Annotated in this window: 17 protein-coding genes; 11 read left to right on the forward strand and 6 right to left on the reverse strand. The window is 34.7% G+C overall.

Annotation, left to right across the window (positions count from 1 at the left end; genetic code table 11):
• Nucleotides 1-59 precede the first annotated feature (59 nt).
• Nucleotides 60-593, forward strand: coding sequence for a signal peptidase I (gene lepB, locus NSQ40_RS02335; protein ID WP_003194819.1), 534 nt, complete (start codon nucleotides 60-62; stop codon nucleotides 591-593).
• A gap of 14 nt (nucleotides 594-607) precedes the next feature.
• Nucleotides 608-1,030, forward strand: coding sequence for a hypothetical protein (locus NSQ40_RS02340; protein ID WP_098102032.1), 423 nt, complete (start codon nucleotides 608-610; stop codon nucleotides 1,028-1,030).
• A 60-nt stretch (nucleotides 1,031-1,090) separates the two neighbouring features.
• On the opposite strand, the gene NSQ40_RS02345 is transcribed toward NSQ40_RS02340, so the two are convergent.
• Nucleotides 1,091-3,883, reverse strand: coding sequence for a GTP-binding protein (locus NSQ40_RS02345; RefSeq protein WP_341286056.1), 2,793 nt, complete (start codon nucleotides 3,881-3,883; stop codon nucleotides 1,091-1,093).
• Between the two features lie 433 nt (nucleotides 3,884-4,316).
• Between NSQ40_RS02345 and NSQ40_RS02350 the strand changes: the two genes are divergently transcribed.
• On the forward strand, nucleotides 4,317-4,913 hold the full coding sequence (locus NSQ40_RS02350; RefSeq protein ID WP_003194825.1) for a DedA family protein: 597 nt from the start codon (nucleotides 4,317-4,319) through the stop codon (nucleotides 4,911-4,913).
• A gap of 7 nt (nucleotides 4,914-4,920) precedes the next feature.
• Here the strand turns inward: NSQ40_RS02350 and NSQ40_RS02355 are convergent, their stop codons facing one another.
• The 3 genes from NSQ40_RS02355 to NSQ40_RS02365 all read right to left on the reverse strand — a co-directional run bounded on the left by NSQ40_RS02355 (nucleotide 4,921) and on the right by NSQ40_RS02365 (nucleotide 6,206).
• Nucleotides 4,921-5,349, reverse strand: a complete 429-nt coding sequence (locus tag NSQ40_RS02355) for an EamA family transporter (protein ID WP_003194827.1) — start codon at nucleotides 5,347-5,349, stop codon at nucleotides 4,921-4,923.
• A gap of 141 nt (nucleotides 5,350-5,490) precedes the next feature.
• Complete coding sequence (locus NSQ40_RS02360) at nucleotides 5,491-5,637, reverse strand: BH0509 family protein (RefSeq protein WP_026008701.1); 147 nt, start codon at nucleotides 5,635-5,637, stop codon at nucleotides 5,491-5,493.
• Nucleotides 5,638-5,789: 152 nt separating this feature from the next.
• Nucleotides 5,790-6,206, reverse strand: a complete 417-nt coding sequence (locus NSQ40_RS02365; protein WP_003194829.1) for a pyridoxamine 5'-phosphate oxidase family protein — start codon at nucleotides 6,204-6,206, stop codon at nucleotides 5,790-5,792.
• A gap of 187 nt (nucleotides 6,207-6,393) precedes the next feature.
• On the opposite strand from NSQ40_RS02365, the gene cax reads away from it, so the two are divergent.
• Together cax and NSQ40_RS02375 are read left to right on the forward strand one after the other, a co-directional pair.
• Nucleotides 6,394-7,449: a calcium/proton exchanger gene (gene cax, locus NSQ40_RS02370; RefSeq protein ID WP_029427592.1), complete on the forward strand. Its 1,056-nt coding sequence runs from the start codon at nucleotides 6,394-6,396 to the stop codon at nucleotides 7,447-7,449.
• 294 nt (nucleotides 7,450-7,743) lie between these two features.
• Nucleotides 7,744-8,541 (forward strand): YfkD famly protein, encoded by a 798-nt coding sequence (locus NSQ40_RS02375; RefSeq protein ID WP_026008703.1) that lies wholly within the window; start codon nucleotides 7,744-7,746, stop codon nucleotides 8,539-8,541.
• Between the two features lie 37 nt (nucleotides 8,542-8,578).
• Here NSQ40_RS02375 and yfkAB read toward each other — a convergent pair whose 3' ends face one another.
• A complete protein-coding gene (yfkAB, locus tag NSQ40_RS02380; protein ID WP_016112955.1) occupies nucleotides 8,579-9,706 on the reverse strand; it encodes a radical SAM/CxCxxxxC motif protein YfkAB in 1,128 nt (375 codons plus the stop codon).
• A gap of 257 nt (nucleotides 9,707-9,963) precedes the next feature.
• Between yfkAB and NSQ40_RS02385 the strand changes: the two genes are divergently transcribed.
• From NSQ40_RS02385 to NSQ40_RS02410, 6 genes are all read left to right on the forward strand, one after another.
• Nucleotides 9,964-10,146, forward strand: a complete 183-nt coding sequence (locus tag NSQ40_RS02385; RefSeq protein ID WP_002174720.1) for an SE1561 family protein — start codon at nucleotides 9,964-9,966, stop codon at nucleotides 10,144-10,146.
• Between the two features lie 245 nt (nucleotides 10,147-10,391).
• Nucleotides 10,392-11,915 (forward strand): class I fumarate hydratase, encoded by a 1,524-nt coding sequence (fumA, locus tag NSQ40_RS02390; RefSeq protein WP_018767229.1) that lies wholly within the window; start codon nucleotides 10,392-10,394, stop codon nucleotides 11,913-11,915.
• A 127-nt stretch (nucleotides 11,916-12,042) separates the two neighbouring features.
• Nucleotides 12,043-12,825, forward strand: coding sequence for a delta-lactam-biosynthetic de-N-acetylase (gene pdaA, locus NSQ40_RS02395; RefSeq protein WP_018767230.1), 783 nt, complete (start codon nucleotides 12,043-12,045; stop codon nucleotides 12,823-12,825).
• A 59-nt stretch (nucleotides 12,826-12,884) separates the two neighbouring features.
• The gene (locus NSQ40_RS02400; protein ID WP_016112958.1) at nucleotides 12,885-13,748 is read left to right on the forward strand and encodes a DNA-3-methyladenine glycosylase family protein; all 864 of its coding nucleotides are present in this window, start codon (nucleotides 12,885-12,887) and stop codon (nucleotides 13,746-13,748) included.
• Nucleotides 13,749-13,758: 10 nt separating this feature from the next.
• Entirely contained in the window at nucleotides 13,759-15,144 is a 1,386-nt protein-coding gene (gene rlmD / locus NSQ40_RS02405) for a 23S rRNA (uracil(1939)-C(5))-methyltransferase RlmD (protein ID WP_003194847.1), read from the forward strand.
• Nucleotides 15,145-15,586: 442 nt separating this feature from the next.
• Nucleotides 15,587-17,065, forward strand: a complete 1,479-nt coding sequence (locus tag NSQ40_RS02410) for a WD40/YVTN/BNR-like repeat-containing protein (protein ID WP_033794569.1) — start codon at nucleotides 15,587-15,589, stop codon at nucleotides 17,063-17,065.
• Nucleotides 17,066-17,300: 235 nt separating this feature from the next.
• On the opposite strand, the gene NSQ40_RS02415 is transcribed toward NSQ40_RS02410, so the two are convergent.
• Nucleotides 17,301-18,749 carry a L,D-transpeptidase family protein gene (locus NSQ40_RS02415; protein WP_003194851.1) on the reverse strand — a complete coding sequence of 483 codons (1,449 nt, stop codon included), beginning with the start codon at nucleotides 18,747-18,749 and terminating at the stop codon, nucleotides 17,301-17,303.
• Between the last annotated feature and the right edge of the window lie 411 nt (nucleotides 18,750-19,160).

The following is a 19,160-nucleotide window of genomic DNA, read 5'->3' on the forward strand; positions in this document are numbered from 1 at the left end:
TTAATAATAAAAACTATCTATAATAAATGTAACAAAGGGAGAGGAATGAGAGATGGAAAATGAAAAAGAAAAGTCGCTTTCGTGAGCTTTTTGAAATACTAGCTATTGCGTGTTTGTTGTTTTTTTTAGTGAAAATTTTTGTGTTTTTTCCAACAACTGTGCAGGGAGCATCTATGAGGCCAACATTGCAAGATGGGGATAAAGTAATTATTAATAAGTTAGCAAAGAGATTTGAAACCTATGAGCGTGAAGATATTATTGTAGTAAAGACTGATAATTTTTATGTGAAGAGAATTATTGGGTTGCCAGGAGATGTAATTGAGATGAAAAATGACCAATTATACGTAAATCATCAAGTGCAAAGTGAACCTTATTTAGATAAAAATAAAAAACAAGCGAAACAACTTCTTATTAATTTAACTGAAGACTTTGGTCCTATTACGATTCCGAAAAATAAAATTTTTGTCATGGGAGATAATCGTTTAGTGAGTAGAGATAGCCGTAACGGCTTAGGACTGATTCATAAAACAGAAGTGCTTGGCACATTAACTGCAATCTATTATCCGTTTGATCATATGAAAATTGTGAACTAGAAAGAAGGGACAATATGGAGGATATGATTGGACACATTCTAGTAGGAGTTGGTCGCGCAGCAATTGCATTAAGTGAAATATGTGTTGATGCAGGTAAAGGGATTGTAAGAGGGACTGTTAGTATTATAAGAGTCGCTGGAGACTTTATGTTAGATGAAGTGGTAGAGCATGCATTAGAAAGATTAGCGGAACGAGAAGAACGGAAAAAGAAAAGAGTGCAGCGACACATAGAAAAACTGAAGCGGTATACATGGTTCAAGGTTTTATATGAGGATAAGCGCTGCCAGGAAATTTTAAATTATAATAAAGCATGCAGGGATGTATTAAGCAAACGTCGTTATGTACATAAGTTAATTCATAAAGAAGATGAAAGAAAGAAATTCATTAAGCGTGTGAAAATTGATGCAAAGGTTAATGATGTTAATTGTGATATGTGAAATAGAATATAAGTAAAAAACCAAGCAATTGTTACAATTTGCTTGGTTTTTTGTATTTACCTAAATTGTAGGTGCCTCGTTCGTTGCTATTTTCAAAGAAGGGGCTTCATCGTTTTTTTCATTTAGCATGAATTTGTACTGCAATAACTGTAATTTAAACAGTGTTAAAGGATCATGATATGTTTCTGGATTTGTTCTTAGTTTCGTTAATGCATTTTCATCTTCATTTATTTCGAGATGTGCAGCTTCCACAGTTTGCTTTAATATGCTAAGAGGTTCTTTAAAGAACATCATAATATCACGTTCTAATGCACTCTCGAATAATTCAAATTGAAGGAAGAACTGTTCAGAAATAGTTGTTGTTACATCTGTATAGTCTTCGGTCTCGATATAATTTTTATATTTGTTGTAAAGCATGGATTGATTTTTCTGCATGTTACCGAATAGCTTTCCAGCACTTTTTAATAGAAATTGTGTTGGTGTAAAGCGTAGTAAAATATTCACATCATCAACTTTGATCCGGTTTGTCATCCTTGCAACATCGCGGCGCCAATCATCAAGTAGTTGGAAATCGCATGGTAGTTTCATACGTTCTTCTTCGTATAACTTATTAAATGTTTCACTCATTTCATCTAAATAAGATTGACTTTGAATAAATTCATTATGGACTTTTTCAATCCATTCTTGAATAGATTGAGTAAACTTAGGTAATATCATTTGTTGTAAATGTTTTTGAATTCTTTCATTCATTGCTGCATTTAATTCTTCAGGAACTTGTTTAAAGTCACTATCTTCATGAACTAAATCGGAACAGCTCTGCAATAATTCAGGAATTTGATCATGAAGATCATGTATAATTTCATCTTTCGTTAAACGATATGAGTCTGTAATAGAGCGAGTCTTATCTTTTTCAATAGCAGTCAGGTTATTAATGAAGCCATTTAATTTCACTAAAAGGTGTTTATTCCAACGGATTGACTTTACTAACATATTTTCTAATTGTACGCGTTCATTTAAGAGATACGTGATGGTCTTTTGAATAAACCATAATAGTTTTTCCGTGCGTTCGGTTTCTATATTTCTATTATTAAAGTTTGAAGTAATGGATTCTGTTAAATCACTTAGTTGCCCGCTGTTCTCTTCTAAAGATGAGTAAGGGAATACTCGTGCATTTGGAAAATGTACACGTATTTTAGACTCGGTTTCATTTAGCATTTTATTTGCTGTTTCATCACTAAAGATTGTATTGATTGTATTTAAAACAAAATGAACTTGTAAAGTCGGTATTTGTTCTCGTATGTATAGTAGTGTATCGATTTCTTCATCAAGTAAAGGCGAAGAGGTATTAAGAACATATAATAGATTATCGGTTGCATGTAAGTATTCAAGATTTGTATTCTCTTTATTGCCATTTCCATCAAAACCTGGTGTAACGATAAATGAGAATTTATTTTTTCGTAAAAACCTACATGGTAATTTAAACTCAATACATTTCTGCTCAGATTCTGATTTTGGAGGAACAGCCATCATTTCGTAAAATTCATCCAAATTGGAAGTAGTTCTTATTGTTAAATCTGTGAGTTCTGTAATTTCTGTCTGCGCATTATCTTTAAATATGATAGCGGCTCCAGGAGAATTTTTTAGTATACTTTCCCCTAATATAGAATTGATAAAGGATGATTTACTAGTATCATTCGTACCTGTAACGAGAACTTGTTGTACGTTTAGATCGGAAAGTTCTCGAACAAGCCATGTGAAAGAATGACCTAAGTCTACATCATTCTTTTCTGCCCATACGACAATAGTTTCAAATAAGCTTGAAACTTTGTCTAGATCAACTGTGTTAACTGTTTTTGAACTAGAAAGGAGTGTTTCAGCGCTTTTTACAAGTAATGTATCAAGGCTTTTAGGTGAAATCTCATTCCATGCTAACGTTGCAGCGGAAACAAATAGAGAATGTTCTGCTTTTGTTAAGCTAAACCAATTTGTTAACAAGTCTGGAATAAGTTCCTGTAGTTCATGCATCAAGTATTGTCCTGTAATTAATTCACAGTAGGTGTCTTGATAAAGAGTAACAATTTCATCCCATGAGTCGTAAGAATCTACCTCGACGTGTAAAAAAAGGTGATTGATTGTTTGAATCCATAATAAGTAGGTTGACTCATCTTGATAGATTTTCCAAAGTGATGAGACAAGTTGCTTAAATTGAATGGAATCGACGGTATATAAAACTTTTAATGCTTCATAAAAATATTTTGGTTTCATTTGTTTTGTGAATCCTTGATTCACATAACTTGTTAAAATCTCAAACCAATGTAATGATTTCGTTCGAATTCCTTCTTGAACAGCAAGGTCAATAGCATTGTTCCAATCCTGCTGTTTCTCATAAAAGGAACGAGCAATGGCAGTGATATTTGGATAGTCTGGTTGGAATGAAACTGCTTCACTAATGACCTTAAAAGCAAGTCCTAAGCGATTTTGTTCGATGTACAGAGAAAGAAGTTGCAATGAAACTTCCATTGTCAGTGTTGTGTCTTCTGTTTGAATCGATGTATAGATTTCTTCTGCCATTGAAAGCAATCCTAATTCAAAATAAGCGTCTGCTATATTTTTTTTTGCCCATAGAGAGAGATCATTGTTTACTTTCTCCCACTTGAAGATGGCTGTTTCGAAATCTTTATGATGATAATTAACTTCTCCTTGTGCGAAACGAATGTTAGCGATATTGGAAAATTCATTTTCAGCTTCATTTACATATGCTTCCCCAAGTACTTGAGGAGCCTGAACAGAATCCTGTTCAGTTAAGAATGTTTCATAGTATACCTTTTGAATCAATTGTTTTTCTATGGTCATGTTTTTTCCCCCTGTATAATTTAGAAAAATGATTTTTATGTAAAAGGATGCATAGTACTCTACACGGATGGAAGATGCATGTAATCTTTTTAAATATATGTTTACTGCCTATATCATTTTTCTTGAGAGTCAAACCGATGCTAAATGTAACTTTTCTTTATTGTAACAAAAATCACGCTTGTGAAGTCGGATTTTCTTATAATTATGAAGTGAAGTATGGATTTATCACGCTATTCGTGGACAATATGCATTCACACCTTAAGGTCCTGAAAAATGAAGATTAAAAGTAGTAAAAAGTTTCATTACAGGTAAGATGAATAGGAGTAGAGTTCATTATAAAAACGATGTATAGTGAATATGTATACCATGTTTGCTTAAAAGATAGAGAGGGTACAATATGGAATAACGATTGTGCATAGGATGTGTCATCCAAATGGAACAACATATTGGTGAGTTAATCTCACATTATGGGTATTTGGGAATTATTATAGCTCTTGCGGGTGGAATAGTGGGTCTGCCAATACCAGATGAGTTTTTGCTGACGTTTGTTGGTTATAATATTTCGAAAGGAACTATGTCAGGGACAGCTGCTTTTTTAAGTGGAATGGCTGGTGCGGTACTTGGAATTACTTTAAGTTACATACTTGGCTTAAAACTTGGACTGCCTGTATTAAAAAAATATGGTCCAAAGATAGGAATTAAAGAAAAGCAAATTGAAAAAACGCATGTTTTGTTTGAAAAATATGGTCCTTTTTTAATAATGATTGGATATTTTATACCAGGAGTTCGTCATTTAACTGCATATTTTGCTGGTATGTCAAATTTAACGTTTTGGAGATTTTGTCTATACGCATACGGTGGTGCTTTCATCTGGATTAGCGTTTTTATTGGACTTGGATGGAAACTTGGAGAGAAGTGGCGCTTTGTTGAATATAGTTTGCATCATTATGGAATGTGGATTTTAATTATCTCAGTAGTAGTTGTACTTATTGTATGGCTCTACATAAGAAGAAAAAAAACCGCTAGTTAAGCGGTTTTTAGCTGAAAGCAATGAAGAGAACACCTGCTGTAATACATACAACACCCATTCCAGTCATGAAGTTTAATTTTTCGCCTAATATAATTATTGCAAGAATAATTGAAAATACAACACTTAATTTATCTACAGGAGCAACTTGTGAAACTTTTCCTGTTTTTAAGGCGAGAAAATAAAACAGCCATGATGAGGCACCAGCTATACCACTTAACGTGATAAATAGCAGTGCTTTTTTATTCATTAGAACGTCACCAATATTTTGAAATTTACCTTGTATCATAATTACACCTATCATAAATAGTGCCATGATGATTGAACGGATAGTTGTTGCCACATTGGCATCGATTCCTTCTAAACCAAATTTTCCAAAAATGGATACAAGTGCTGCAGCAATTGCTGATAATAATGCGAATAATAGCCATGAACTCATAGTAAAATTCCTCCAGTCTTGTATTATTATACATGAAAATCATTCTCAAGTATAACGGATAGCAAGAGGATGTTTTGAATATAACTATGAAAATAGTAAAGGCCCATCTAACATAAAGATGTTAGATGGGCCTTTGATCTATTATTCTGCAATTTCTTCATATAAAAAGTACGTTACATTATAAATGTGTTCTACTTCATCATCTGTCATAAATAAAAGCTCTTCACGCTCAATTCCCTTTTTCTTTTCAATAAACTCAATCATATTTTTTCGTTCTTCTCTTTTCATCATTTTGTTTCTCCTCCCAATCTGTTTTAATACAGTTTATTTAAGTTGATACTATTATATAACAGATTCTTTAGAAAGTTCCATCTTTTTTATCTTTTTTTTGATAAGAACTTTTCGACAAAACAAGCCCTTTTAAAGGGCTTGTTTTTAAATTACAGTCGTAAAAACTCTGGTTGAGTCGTACCAGCACTATCGATGTAGTAAATTGTATTTGGATTGATCTTTATAAGTACATAGTTAGGATCTTCAGGGCCGAGTAACCAGCGTTTTAAGTTGTTGTTCCAAAATTTATTTTTTAATGTTTGCTCTTCTTCAATTGAAGCGGTGCCTTCTACTTCGATATAATCTTCATCCCATTTCTTCCCTTCTCTTCCGAGTAGCACGTGTACATTTGAATTTTGTTCGATATCTACTACCTTTTTGGAATTACGATCTGTTGCGACATATAATACAAAGTCTTCATGAAAAAACATCATAAAACAGCTATGTGGCTTATTTTCACGCACGGTAGCTAATACACCTGTTCTTTGTCCTTCAATAATAGTTGCAATTTTTTCTTTTAAATTCATTTTTTGAGCCCCTTTCTGTTATCCGTAATTTTATTCTGCGAAAACTTGTTGCTTAAAATTTTTTACACTCTTTCATACTTTTTTCTTCAATCGTATTTTTTAAACGTATTTGTGATGAAATGGGACAAGTTAGGAGAAGAATAATGATAATAGTGGGGGAAATACATACGATGGAAGGATGGAAAATATGTTTAATAAAATTTTCTTAATACTTGCACTTGCTGGTGTACCGCTTTCTATTCTTGGAAATACGTTGCATTGGCCACAAACGATTATGTTTGCTGTGTATTGCATTACAATTATTGCTCTCGCTGCTTTTATGGGAAGAGCGACAGAAAGTTTAGCTATTGTTTCTGGACCAAGAATTGGTGGGCTATTAAATGCAACCTTCGGGAATGCGGTTGAACTTATCATTTCAGTTTTTGCATTACAAGCAGGGCTAACTGAAGTCGTACTTGCTTCACTAACTGGTTCCGTTCTTGGCAACTTATTGTTAGTTGGAGGTCTATCTTTTTTTGTAGGAGGGCTCAAGTATAAAAGACAAAGTTTTAATGTTTATGATGCAAGGCATAATTCAGCCTTACTAATATTCGCAGTTGTTGTAGCATTTGTTATTCCAGAAGTTTTTTCAATGAAGATGAGTATAGACAAAACATATCAATTAAGTATTGGGGTTTCAATCATCATGATTGTCATGTATTTAGCCGCACTATTCTTTAAACTGGTTACGCATCGTGGTGTGTATCAGCATAAAAGCGATGAAGTAGAACATGAGGAAGAGCCTGAATGGTCAAAAGGGAAAGCATTACTTATTTTAGCGATTGCAACAGCGGCTGTTGCTTATGTATCCGAGGCGCTTGTTCATACATTTGAAACGGTAGCAAAATCATTTGGATGGTCGGAATTATTTATCGGGGTTATCATTGTTGCGATTGTTGGTAACGCCGCGGAGCATGCCTCTGCAATTATTATGGCTTATAAAAATAAAGTGAATATTGCAGTTGAAATTGCAGTCGGTTCAACCTTGCAGGTTGCCATGTTCGTTGCCCCTGTTCTCATCATACTTTCGATGTTTTTTACGGTAAAAATGCCCCTTGTATTTACAATGCCGGAACTTGTGTCCATGATTACAGCGGTCTTTTTAACAATTGCAATTTCAAATGATGGAGATACGAACTGGTTTGAAGGAGGAACATTATTAGCCGCTTATTTCATTATGGGAATTGGCTTTTACTTGTTATAAAAAATTGGGATAACAATATTACGGAGAGAAAATAATAGAGATAGTTAATATATAAATCCATTTTGATTTGCAGGCATATAAGTCGCTGCTACGAAGAACAAAAGGTGACATGCACTTGTTTTCTCTCTTTGTTTTCACTTGGCATGGGGGGCAGGATGAGGATCTGACCGCTTTTATGCATGACCAGATGCTCTCTCCCACCTAAAAAGAAAGGTTTTATGTCGGTTTTTCAATTTGTATTTAATAGCTATTTAAATGATTTATACACTCTTAAATTAGGAAGGGGTAAAGTAGGTGAAACGAGTGTACAGCATATGTCTTTCAACTATGGTCTCGTTTATTTTATTATTTCCTTATAGTAGCTCTGCAAAGACAACAATAAACGTAAAGATGCCTTCATCTGTTTTGAATATTTCAAAGGACAATACGTATCCAAATGAAGCGCAAGATTTACCGCGTTTGCAGCCAAGTGAACTAGCGAAAGAATTACTGAAAACATCGACCATTCGAATCGAAAACCCAGATTTAATTCGGTTGTTTAATGAAACTTCGATTTCAAATGCACCTCTTGCAGTTGGATATAGGGCGAAAATTTATTTAGGTCAATGGCCGTTAAATTATGAATCAACAGATACAGCGATAAATTGGGAATATAAGCAAGTGAATCGTAATGTATATGATAACCGTGGTGTGGAGCGGTTATATCCGCTTCGGTACAAACAAGAATCGCAAAAAACGGTAGAAGGTGGTTTAACAGCCTATATTAAAGATACAGATGATGTGAAAAAGATGATTCTTTTAAAGGCGATGGAGAAGGTGCAGCTTCCTCTTTCTTTTAAAACAACAATTGGTTATGGTACTGGAAATGAGCGTGTATATAATATCAGTCCAAAACAACTTGGGTATTTATATGCATATACACCAGCGGTAAATGAAAAAGGAAAAGTTACATTTGGAGAAGTATATCTTGTTTTAAAAGGAAATCAGAAGAGGCTTGTCATTAAAAATATTACTTCACAAGGAATTGGGGCATCTATTCCTATACAAGATTATGTATCCTTTAAATTTATTTCTTCGCCTTATCCACAATAGCAAAAAAACGTCAGCTAAATATGCTGACGTTTTTTTGCTATAGTGTAATATTTGTTTCTTTTGTTAAGAAATCCTCGGTTGGATAATAGCTGTTTTTCACAAGAATATTTGGCCCAAGGCATTTTACAGCAGGGCAGTGACAACTTAATGATTTCGCTGTTTTCGAACTACACCATCTGTCGTAGGCTTCTTGTAATGTGTTTGTTTGAATGTTACCAAGCAGTGGAATATCACCAAAGTCTGTTACGATAATGTTGCCATCAAAAATATTTACATTTAAGCGAGAACGCCCATCTGGATCGTTACGAACCGTCACGTTTTTGCTTAAATGTAATTTTCTTAATGTAGCTAAGTCACGTTCATCATTACTACATGCGTAGAAAGGTAGTGTGCCAAATAACATCCATATATTTTCATCACGAATATCTAATAAATGCTCGATTGCACTTCGAATTTCATCTTTTGTTAAAATTTCAAGGTTGCTAGCAAAATCACTTGGGTACATAGGGTGTACTTCATGGCGCTTACAGCCCATTTCTTCGACGATTTGACGATGAATGTGTTCAATATGTGGTAGGGTACGTTTATTTAACATTGTTTCTGCTGACACGAGAACACCTGCATCTGATAAAGCTTTACTATTTGTAATCATTCGTTCAAATAGTTTAGCACGTTGTTCATAAGTAGGTTTGCGCTCCATCATTGCAAATCCACCTTCAACGAAATCATCAATTGTTCCCCAGTTATGTGAAATATGCAACACATCTAAATAAGGAATAATTTGTTCATAACGGGCTAAATCTATAGTTAAGTTTGAGTTGATTTGAGTGCGAACGCCTCGTTCATGGGCATATTTTAAGAGTGGTGTTACATAGTTGTCGACGGATTTTTTTGAGAGCATTGGTTCTCCGCCCGTAATACTTAAAGAACGTAAATGAGGAATCTCATCTAATCGTTTTAATAAAAGTTCCATTGGAAGCGGATTTGGATCTTTTGGCTGTAATGTATAACCAACAGCACAATGCTCACAGCGCATATTGCATAACGTTGTCGTTGTAAATTCAACGTTTGTTAATAGTAGTTTGCCGTACTCTTCAAGGTCCATATACGCTTCCCATGGATCGTAAGAAGGAGTAATCGGCTTCATTGTTTGTGATATACTCATCTGAAATACTCCTTTGACTGTTGAAATAACAATTTGTCCATCCTCTATAATAGAAGAATATGGACGTTTTATAAAGTGAAACTTTTTGTAACAAAAATTCTTCATCTGTTGATTTCACTTCAAGTGATGGGGGAAGTAATTTAAATGTCTGCTTGTATGTAATCAAGTATTGTGGCAAAAATGATGAAAATTCATGTTCGTGATAATCATTTTTGCGGTATAATAAGAGTAACTCGAATAAAAAGGAGAGTGCCTTTGTGGGAAAAGCAATTCAAGATAAAGATTCACAATTAGTATATTTAAAAGAACGTTTAAATATGTTCATCGAAGTAATTGATACAATTGAACCAGAAGAGGTAGAATTAGAAGATGTAGATCGTCTTCTTGCGATGTTAGATGAATTAGAACTGAAATGTGAGCAATTTAAAAAAGACGAATAATATAAAACGGCTGCCAATTATATATTGGTAGCCGTTTTCTGTAAATGCGCTGTTTTATTAGAAAATATATAGATTTCCTGCCCGATTAAATAGAAGGAATATGGAAAAAAGGGTATAATCAAGTTGTGAAAAATTTCGTTTGATCTTAAGAGTCATAAAATAAAAACAAAGACTCTAGAGATTTAAGGGTGAAAATTTCATCTCGTAGCGTTTTGGTAGCGTTCACAATTGAGGGGGAAGTAACAATGGAAAAGCTTCAAGAAAGTATGTATCAACTGATTGTTGAAACATCAACGAATTTACCGAAAGATGTTCGTCGTGCAATTCAACGAGCGAAAGAACGAGAAAATGCAGGGACTCGTTCTGCAATGGCGCTTGGCACCATTACAAATAATATTAAAATGGCAGATGAAAACATCTCTCCAATTTGCCAAGATACAGGGATGCCAACCTTCAAAATTTATACACCAGTTGGCGTAAATCAATTACAAATGAAAGAAGCAATTTACAGTGCGCTTGAGCGGGCGACACAGGACGGGAAACTTCGTCCGAATTCTGTTGATTCTCTTTTCGGAGATAATAGCGGTAATAACTTAGGACCAGGTACACCTGTGATTAAGTTTGAGCAGTGGGAGAAAGATTATATTGATGCTCGTTTAATTTTAAAAGGGGGCGGCTGTGAAAATAAAAATATTCAGTATAGCTTACCTTGTGAATTAGAAGGACTTGGACGAGCAGGTCGTGATTTAGAAGGGATTCGCAAATGCCTTCTTCATGCGGTATATCAAGCACAAGGACAAGGGTGTAGTGCAGGAGTAATCGGTGTTGGTATCGGGGGAGACCGTACGTCAGGTTATGAGTTGGCAAAAAACCAACTATTTCGCACATTAGATGATGTGAATCCAATTCCTGAATTACAGAAGCTTGAAGAATACGTATTAGAGAATGCGAACAAGCTTGGCATTGGTACGATGGGATTTGGTGGAGAAACAACCTTACTTGGTTGTAAAATTGGAGTATACAATCGTCTGCCAGCTAGTTTCTATGTGTCTGTTGCATATAATTGTTGGGCGTATCGTCGCCTTGGTGTAACAATTCATCCTGAAACAGGTGAGATTATCGATTGGTTATATCAAGAAGGTGAAAATACACTTCAACAAGAAGTGGAGCACGCAAAAAGTGAGCAGCGTGAAATTGTACTGCAGGCACCAATTACAGAGGAGCAAATTCGTGAACTTCGCGTTGGAGATGTCGTTACCATTAACGGGATGATGTACACAGGTCGTGATGCAATTCATAAGCACTTAATGGATAACGATTGCCCGGTAGATTTAAATGGACAAATCATTTATCACTGTGGTCCAGTTGTAGTGAAAGATGAAAATGACAATTGGAAAATTAAAGCGGCAGGTCCAACGACAAGTATTCGTGAAGAGCCATATCAAGGCGACATTATGAAGAAGTTTGGTATTCGTGCTGTCATCGGTAAAGGCGGCATGGGAGAAAAAACATTAGCGGCACTAGCAGAACATGGTGGTGTATATTTAAATGCAATCGGTGGTGCTGCGCAGTATTATGCAGAATGTATTAAAGAAGTGAAAGATGTCGACTTCTTACAATTTGGTATTCCAGAAGCAATGTGGCACCTACGTATTGATGGCTTTAAAGCTGTTGTAACAATGGACTCTCATGGTAATAGCCTACATGCAGATGTAGATAAAACATCATTTGAAAAATTAGCAAGCTTTAAAGAACCGGTATTTAAGTAAGTGGAAAAATGCATCTCGAATCATTCGAGGTGCATTTTTTGGTACATATAGAAAAACTTGTTTAGAATGAAAGGAATATTGAAAACAGAAACTACAGGTACGATGATATATGGAAAGGAGACTATTTATGAAGCATAGATGGTTATATATAGGTCTCATTTTTTCAATTATAATGACACTTGTTCCAGTTTCTGCTTTCGCGTATACGAACGCACCAAATCACTGGGGGATTCCGCGAGCAAAAAATGAGACCCCGCCAGATGCAGGGAAAAAATTTACTGATCTACTCCGGGGTAATGGTGGTTTTTATTTAGGAGACACGAAGAAAAAAGATATATATTTAACATTTGATAATGGATATGAAAATGGATATACTGGAAAAATTTTGGATGTACTAAAAGAAAAGAAAGTGCCAGCAACATTTTTTGTAACGGGTCATTATATAAAGACGCAAAAAGAGTTATTATTAAGAATGAAAAATGAAGGTCACATTATTGGAAACCACTCTCGAAGCCATCCTGATTTTACAACTGTAAATGATGAGAAACTTCGTGAAGAATTACAAAGTGTAACGGATGAAATTAAAAAAGTAACCGGACAAAAAGAAGTGAAATATGTACGTCCTCCGCGTGGGATTTTTAGTGAGCGTACGCTAGCTCTTGCGAAAGAAATGGGATATTATAACGTATTTTGGTCGCTTGCATTTTTAGATTGGAAAGTAGATCAGCAAAGAGGATGGCAATATGCTCATAATAATGTAATGAATATGATTCATCCAGGATCCATTATATTACTTCATGCTATATCAAAAGATAATGCAGAAGCGCTTGCGAAAATCATTGATGATTTGCGCGAGAAAGGGTATCATTTTAAAAGCCTGGATGATTTAGTAAAAAGCAATCAGCCGTAAGCATGTATGCTTACGGTTTTCTCATGCTATAATGATGTGTAAAAAGGATGGGGAAACGTATGTGGAGCGAACATGTTACGTTAAAGGATTCGTACCATTTTGAAGAGGTACTCAGGCGTTTGTCTTTTGATCCACTCAATGTTGTTCAATTAGAAGAGAAAATAGTTTATGTCCCACTTCTTATGGATGAAGAACAAATTGTTGTCCGCGTACAAGGAATTGGTACGCTTCAAAACCCACAATTTTGGGTTTCAAGTCAGACAGGTGAACAAGAGAAGGTTATGAAACGCATCTATTCCATTTTTCAATGGAATGAATCTTTTCAAGATATACAAACCCATTTTAGAAACACATCATTACGTCCACTTTTTGAAACATATGCCTATACACCACTTGTTTTAGAGTTTGATTATTTTGCTTGTCTTCTTCGTTGTATTATTCATCAACAAGTTCATTTGAAATTTGCTACTTCTCTTACAGAACAATTTGTAAAGCGATATGGAACAGAGAAGAATGGCGTTTTCTTTTTCCCAACACCAGAAAGGGTAGCGAATATTTCAATAGAAGAGCTCAGAAATCAGAAATTTAGTCAACGAAAAGCTGAATATATGGTAGGACTAGCAAAACATATTGTGGAAGGTAAGCTAAATTTAGTGGAGCTAGAAAAACAAACAGAAGAAGTAGTAGCAGCACAATTGTTACCAGTACGAGGTATTGGTGCATGGACGGTGCAAAACTTTTTACTGTTTGGGCTCGGACGGAAAAATATGTTCCCAAAAGCAGATATTGGGATTCAGCGTGCACTTCAAGGTATATTTCAATTAGAGAATAAACCAGATGATGCATTTTTAGAAAAAATGAAACAAGAGTGTGAACCATACTGCAGTTATGCAGCGTTGTATTTATGGAAAAGTATAGAGTAGAGGTGTAATAATGGTACAAAAGCAACATGAGAGTAAGTTGGAAGTTGGTCAAACGTTTCCTGTGACAATTAAGCGTCTAGGGATTAACGGAGAAGGCGTTGGTTATTTTAAGAGACAAGTTGTTTTCATTCCAGGGGCATTACCAGGAGAAGAAGTTGTTGCGGAAACAACGAAAATTCAGCGTGGCTTTGCTGAAGCGAAAGTGAAAAAAATTCGTAAAGCATCACCGCATCGCGTAAAACCGCCATGCCCAGTATATGATGAATGCGGTGGTTGTCAATTGCAGCATTTAGATTATAAAGAACAGTTGAATCAAAAGCGAGATATTGTGGTACAAGCCTTTGAAAAGTATATGAACGGAAGCATGGAAGCTGACATTCGTCCAACACTTGGTATGGGAAACCCATGGCATTATCGTAATAAAAGTCAATTACAAGTAGGACGTAAAGATGAAAAAGTGATTACAGGATTATATAAACAGAACTCACATCAATTAATTGATATTTCTCACTGCATGATTCAGCATAAAGCAACAAACGAAGCGACAAAAGTTGTACGACGTATATTAGAAAAATTGAACATTTCTATTTACAACGAGAAAAAACAAAAAGGTCTAGTGCGTACAATTGTGACACGTGCTGCAGTTCAAACAGGGGAAGTACAAGTCACATTAATTACAACAAAAGAAGAATTACCAAATAAAGAGCAATTTATCGCAGAAGTACAAAAACAAATGCCAACAGTCAAATCGATTATGCAAAATGTGAACTGGCGTAAAACATCTGTTATTTTCGGTGACAAAACATTCAACTTAGCTGGAAAAGAAGTCATTCAAGAAACACTCGGTGATTTATCATTTGAATTATCAGCACGTGCATTCTTCCAGTTGAATCCAGAACAAACTGTTGTCCTTTACAACGAAGCGAAAAAAGCTGCTGCGTTAACAGGAAAAGAAAAAATCGTTGATGCATATTGTGGCGTTGGTACAATTGGGCTTTGGCTAGCAAATGATGCAGCAGAAGTGCGCGGTATGGATGTCATTCCAGAAGCGATTGAAGATGCAAAGAAAAATGCGAAACGTCACGGATTTACAAATACAAAGTACGAAGCTGGAAAGGCAGAACAATGGCTACCAAAATGGGTGAAAGAAGGCTGGCGTCCAGATGTAATCGTGGTTGATCCACCGCGTACAGGTTGTGACGATAAGTTACTTGAAACAATTTTAAAAGTACAACCAAAGCAAGTTGTTTATGTTTCTTGCAACCCTTCATCATTAGCACGTGATGTGAAAGCATTAATGAAGAGTTATGAAGTGGAATATGTACAACCGGTTGATATGTTCCCACATACGGCGCATGTGGAAAATGTGGTAAGGCTTGTTAGAAAAGAAAATTAAAGGTGTAGCAGTGAGAGATAGGTCTTATCGAAAAATCGATAAGGCCTAATTTTTATTCAGGATGAATTACGCTGAATCGTATCATAAGTAACGGATAGTGATTTGAATTAAAAAATGAATTGTTTATTTTAGATGAAAACCTGATGTAATGCTTTGTTTGTCATCACTAAACAGCCTTAGAACACTTATTTGAGCGAATGCATCTGCGATATGAGTACAGTGAATTTTTGGTTTACGTCTATTGGAATAATGTTAATAGAAATTAGCACTGATCTTTGCATGATGGAGTGCTTTTTTATTTGTTTTTAATTCCTATATAAATTCCGATTACTTTAACTTTAATTCGTATGTAAGTAAATAATATGATGATCAAAGGATTATACAAATATTTGGTAAAACAAAGTATACTCAATATAGATAAATATAATCAATTTAATTAGGAGTGATTTTTATACTTAAGCAAAATGCAAAAAGGATACTTATATCATTATTAACAAATCCAATATTAATAATTGGATACTGGATTTTTTGTTATGAGTTAGCTTCATTCTGTACGTATGGAAGAATGAATTATAATATTTATATTTTATTATTATGTATAGTATTTTTTATATCTATAATTACATTTACTACAATGAAAATGATAAAAGATAGAGAATATGAATCTAAAAAATTAACTAATTTAACTGCATGGAAATACATTTCTATTATCATTATTGTGGTAATCACATCATTTTATGGAGTACAGATTTATAAAAGTGCAACAAATTATGGAGGCAAGCTTGCATGGTTTATAGAAAGGTTAAAACATGAAAGGTCAGTTAAATTTAAACATAATAATATATATGAATATGGGGTAGAAGGTATTTTTGAAGATATAAATAAAAAATATACTTTGCCAAAGAAATTATATATGGCAACTGATTTTGATCTTACATTTCATTCAGATGGAACAATCACAGCGTTTGATACATTTGTTTATGGGAAAAATGCTGATGGGAAAGAGGAAACTTACTTAATAACTTATAATAAAAAAAAGTCACAAGACATTACTATAATACGAAATGGATATGCAAATCCTGATTATGATGATGATAAGCTAGTAGAACCTTTAATTAAAACGGTTAAGGCTATTCCAGTTAAGCGAACAGTTAGTAAGTGGAATGAAGGTAAGTATGGATTGATTTATTACGGGAAAAGGAATTGGGGGTACAATACGGAGGGAATTATTAATATTAATGAGGACGGTAAGGAGCATAAACTTGAAGAAGCAACTTCTGAAATCATTGGATATACTGTATCTATATTTGTCCCTGGAAAAGAGAAAGAGTTAGTACCTGCTAGATATAACTTAATAGGTGACCCGAATTGGAGTAAACTAAATACTAAACCAAATCAAAAGAGTTCTAAAGAGAAGCAACAAGATTTAACTAATAGCAAGGAACAGTTTTTCCTATCAAAAGAAGTTGGTTATAAACTAAATATGACAGAAAAAGCATTAGGTAGTGCTTTTTATTCACTAAGCAAGACTATTGATGGAGGTAAAACATGGGAGGTTATAAATACAGACCCATTCATCGGAGGAATTGGTAGTGTATCAGGAATAACTTTCATAAATGATAAACTTGGATTTTTAGGAGCAATCCGTCCTTCTGGTACTAACGGAGAGCTATATCGTACAGATGATGGGGGCGTATCTTTTAAAAAGATAAATTATACACCTCATGAAGTGAAATTAGATCATACACAGTCTATAATAAGTCCTTTTGATTCTCCTGGTATGCCTTATGAGAAAGATGGAGTTTTTAATATGTTAGTTGGACAAGGAGCAGATGGAGATTATAATGGCGATAGTAGCGCACTTTATCAGTCAAAAGATAAAGGAGAAACATGGGAATATATAAAGGAAGTTGAAAAATAGTTAGAGTTAGTACTAAAGGTGAATAAATAAAATGGCCTCCGTTGCAAGTGCAACAGTGAACAATACCATAAGCAAATGGGGTTTTTATGGCAGTTGAATATAAGTATACAACTGTTTTCCATCCTGCACAGGAGAAATACGGAGCATAAATAATAAAAATAAAGAAGCAGAAAATCACTTAGGATTTCCTGCTTCTTTGTTTTTATAAAGAAAATACTTGAGATACTGCTATTTGCTAGTACACGACAACCGGTTCATAAGTGCTGAGATTATCATACACAGTTTTCGCAACACTAGGAGGAAGGTTAACACATCCGCCCGATCCTCCCGTTAAATAGGCATTATTGGCCCAGTTTGTCCGCCAGCCGGCATCGTGGAATCCTTGTCCGCCATTTGTGAACGGAGCCCAGTAATCTACATTAACGGAATAATCGGGTTTACCTACTGCGCTACCTTTGAGTGTGTACGGTGATCGTTTATAGAGTACATACCACACACCTGGTGATGTATCTTCACTCGTGCTATGTTTACCAGTTACTACATTCGTTGTGACTTCCAATTTTCCATTTTTGTAAATCCAAATTTGCTGTTCTGCAATAGACACTTCCGCATACGTGTCTCCAATGCCATTATTCGCTGTTGTTTCATAACCGATGCCTTCATTATTCCAGCCATTTCCGTAAATATTAGAAGCGGAAAGCGATTTTTCCCCTTTTTCGAAGGCTTCTTGGATTCGTTTTGCTTCTTTTTCAATATGTATTGCCCAGCCATAGCCTTGTCCTTTTACTGATATGACCGAACCAGAATGGGTTTTAAATGCGAAGTCTTTATTTAATGTTGATTTAGAATTATTAATTTCAGCAATCTTGTTCTTAATGTCGCTCGCGTCGATTGTAACTTTCATATCCTTTGACATAGAGGCATTTTGAATTAAATCTTTAGCTTTTAAAGAGTAAACTTCATTTTGTACCTTATAATCAATGGTTTGTTGAAGAAGATCCTGTAGCGCTTGTTCTTCTTTTTTGACAATCGAATCGTTTTCCTTAATAGGCTGTATGTATACAGGATTCAGATGGATTTCACTTTTATATTTCTGCTTGTCGTAATCCTTCAATAGACTAGCAACATCATACTGTTTTCCGTCAATGCTTTTTGAGATAACAACTTTGCCCTGTTCGAGCTTCGCCATAGCATCTTGAGGCGCTTTTAAACTTTTATTCATAGATATGAGTTTTTCTTCTACAAGTTTTTTCATCGTTTCGCTTCGATACTGATCCGCCTTTTCTGGTAGCAACGAATAATTCTTTTCCTTTGAGGAAGGGAAAAATGTCCACTGGCCTTTTAATAGTTTCTTAACTTTAGGCAAATCTTCTTCCGTAAGTTCCGTTTGCGTATCTTTTTCATCTAAAATTTGTTGTTGGCCGACATAGACTTTGTTTTCTAATCCAGATGTTTTTAATTTCTTTAGTGCCTGATCAGCAGTCAGACCACCGACTTTTGTGTCATTAATCGTAACCTGTGAATTGAAACGAGTTGCCTGATAATAACTCATTCCCCCAATTAGAAGTGCAATTGTAACGACGCCACCTGCTGTGATAAACTTCCAATTTTTAAAACGCTTGCTTGAGTTTACTCGTTTTCTATCAACTTCTTCAACTGATTCATTTATTGTGTTGTTGTTCATAAACTATTCCTCCGTATACATCAACGTCAACCGATTTTAAACTAAAACCATTGACTAGTGTACCTTATTATTCTTAAAATTTCATTATTTTTGACTAGATTTTATTGTATTAAATTGGTTAAATTTGTATTCTTAAATAAAATGAGATATCAAAAGGATAGCTAAATTCTTTTGATTCACAATGAATAGTCCCTTACAATGCCCTTGCAAGCCCATCCCAAGCCCATCCCAAGCCCCTTACAAGTAATAAATCATTACAAAAACAAAACAAAAAAACTACTACTACAAGAATCATCCTAAAAGAAATAAAACCGTATTAGTCATTTTTTTAAAATCAAATTGCCAAATTTCCTCATTCGTCCTTATATCTATTAAGGAAAGGGTAATTTCCTATGTGCCGCAAAAGATGGG

Origin of the sequence: Bacillus sp. FSL K6-6038 (assembly GCF_038050455.1) — a bacterium.
GTDB classification, from domain to species: Bacteria; Bacillota; Bacilli; order Bacillales; family Bacillaceae_G; genus Bacillus_A; species Bacillus_A pseudomycoides.

Bases quoted from the DNA above. Each gene is read 5' to 3' on its own strand.
- yfkAB (WP_016112955.1), bottom strand. From the start codon at position 9,706: ATGAGTATATCACAAACAATGAAGCCGATTACTCCTTCTTACGATCCA.
- rlmD (WP_003194847.1), top strand. From the start codon at position 13,759: ATGGTACAAAAGCAACATGAGAGTAAGTTGGAAGTTGGTCAAACGTTT.
- NSQ40_RS02340 (WP_098102032.1), top strand. From the start codon at position 608: ATGGAGGATATGATTGGACACATTCTAGTAGGAGTTGGTCGCGCAGCA.
- NSQ40_RS02365 (WP_003194829.1), bottom strand. From the start codon at position 6,206: ATGAATTTAAAAGAAAAAATTGCAACTATTATTGAAGGACAAAGAACA.
- NSQ40_RS02355 (WP_003194827.1), bottom strand. From the start codon at position 5,349: ATGAGTTCATGGCTATTATTCGCATTATTATCAGCAATTGCTGCAGCA.
- NSQ40_RS02350 (WP_003194825.1), top strand. From the start codon at position 4,317: ATGGAACAACATATTGGTGAGTTAATCTCACATTATGGGTATTTGGGA.
- NSQ40_RS02360 (WP_026008701.1), bottom strand. From the start codon at position 5,637: ATGAAAAGAGAAGAACGAAAAAATATGATTGAGTTTATTGAAAAGAAA.
- NSQ40_RS02345 (WP_341286056.1), bottom strand. From the start codon at position 3,883: ATGACCATAGAAAAACAATTGATTCAAAAGGTATACTATGAAACATTC.
- lepB (WP_003194819.1), top strand. From the start codon at position 60: ATGAAAAAGAAAAGTCGCTTTCGTGAGCTTTTTGAAATACTAGCTATT.
- fumA (WP_018767229.1), top strand. From the start codon at position 10,392: ATGGAAAAGCTTCAAGAAAGTATGTATCAACTGATTGTTGAAACATCA.
- NSQ40_RS02400 (WP_016112958.1), top strand. From the start codon at position 12,885: ATGTGGAGCGAACATGTTACGTTAAAGGATTCGTACCATTTTGAAGAG.
- cax (WP_029427592.1), top strand. From the start codon at position 6,394: ATGTTTAATAAAATTTTCTTAATACTTGCACTTGCTGGTGTACCGCTT.
- pdaA (WP_018767230.1), top strand. From the start codon at position 12,043: ATGAAGCATAGATGGTTATATATAGGTCTCATTTTTTCAATTATAATG.
- NSQ40_RS02415 (WP_003194851.1), bottom strand. From the start codon at position 18,749: ATGAACAACAACACAATAAATGAATCAGTTGAAGAAGTTGATAGAAAA.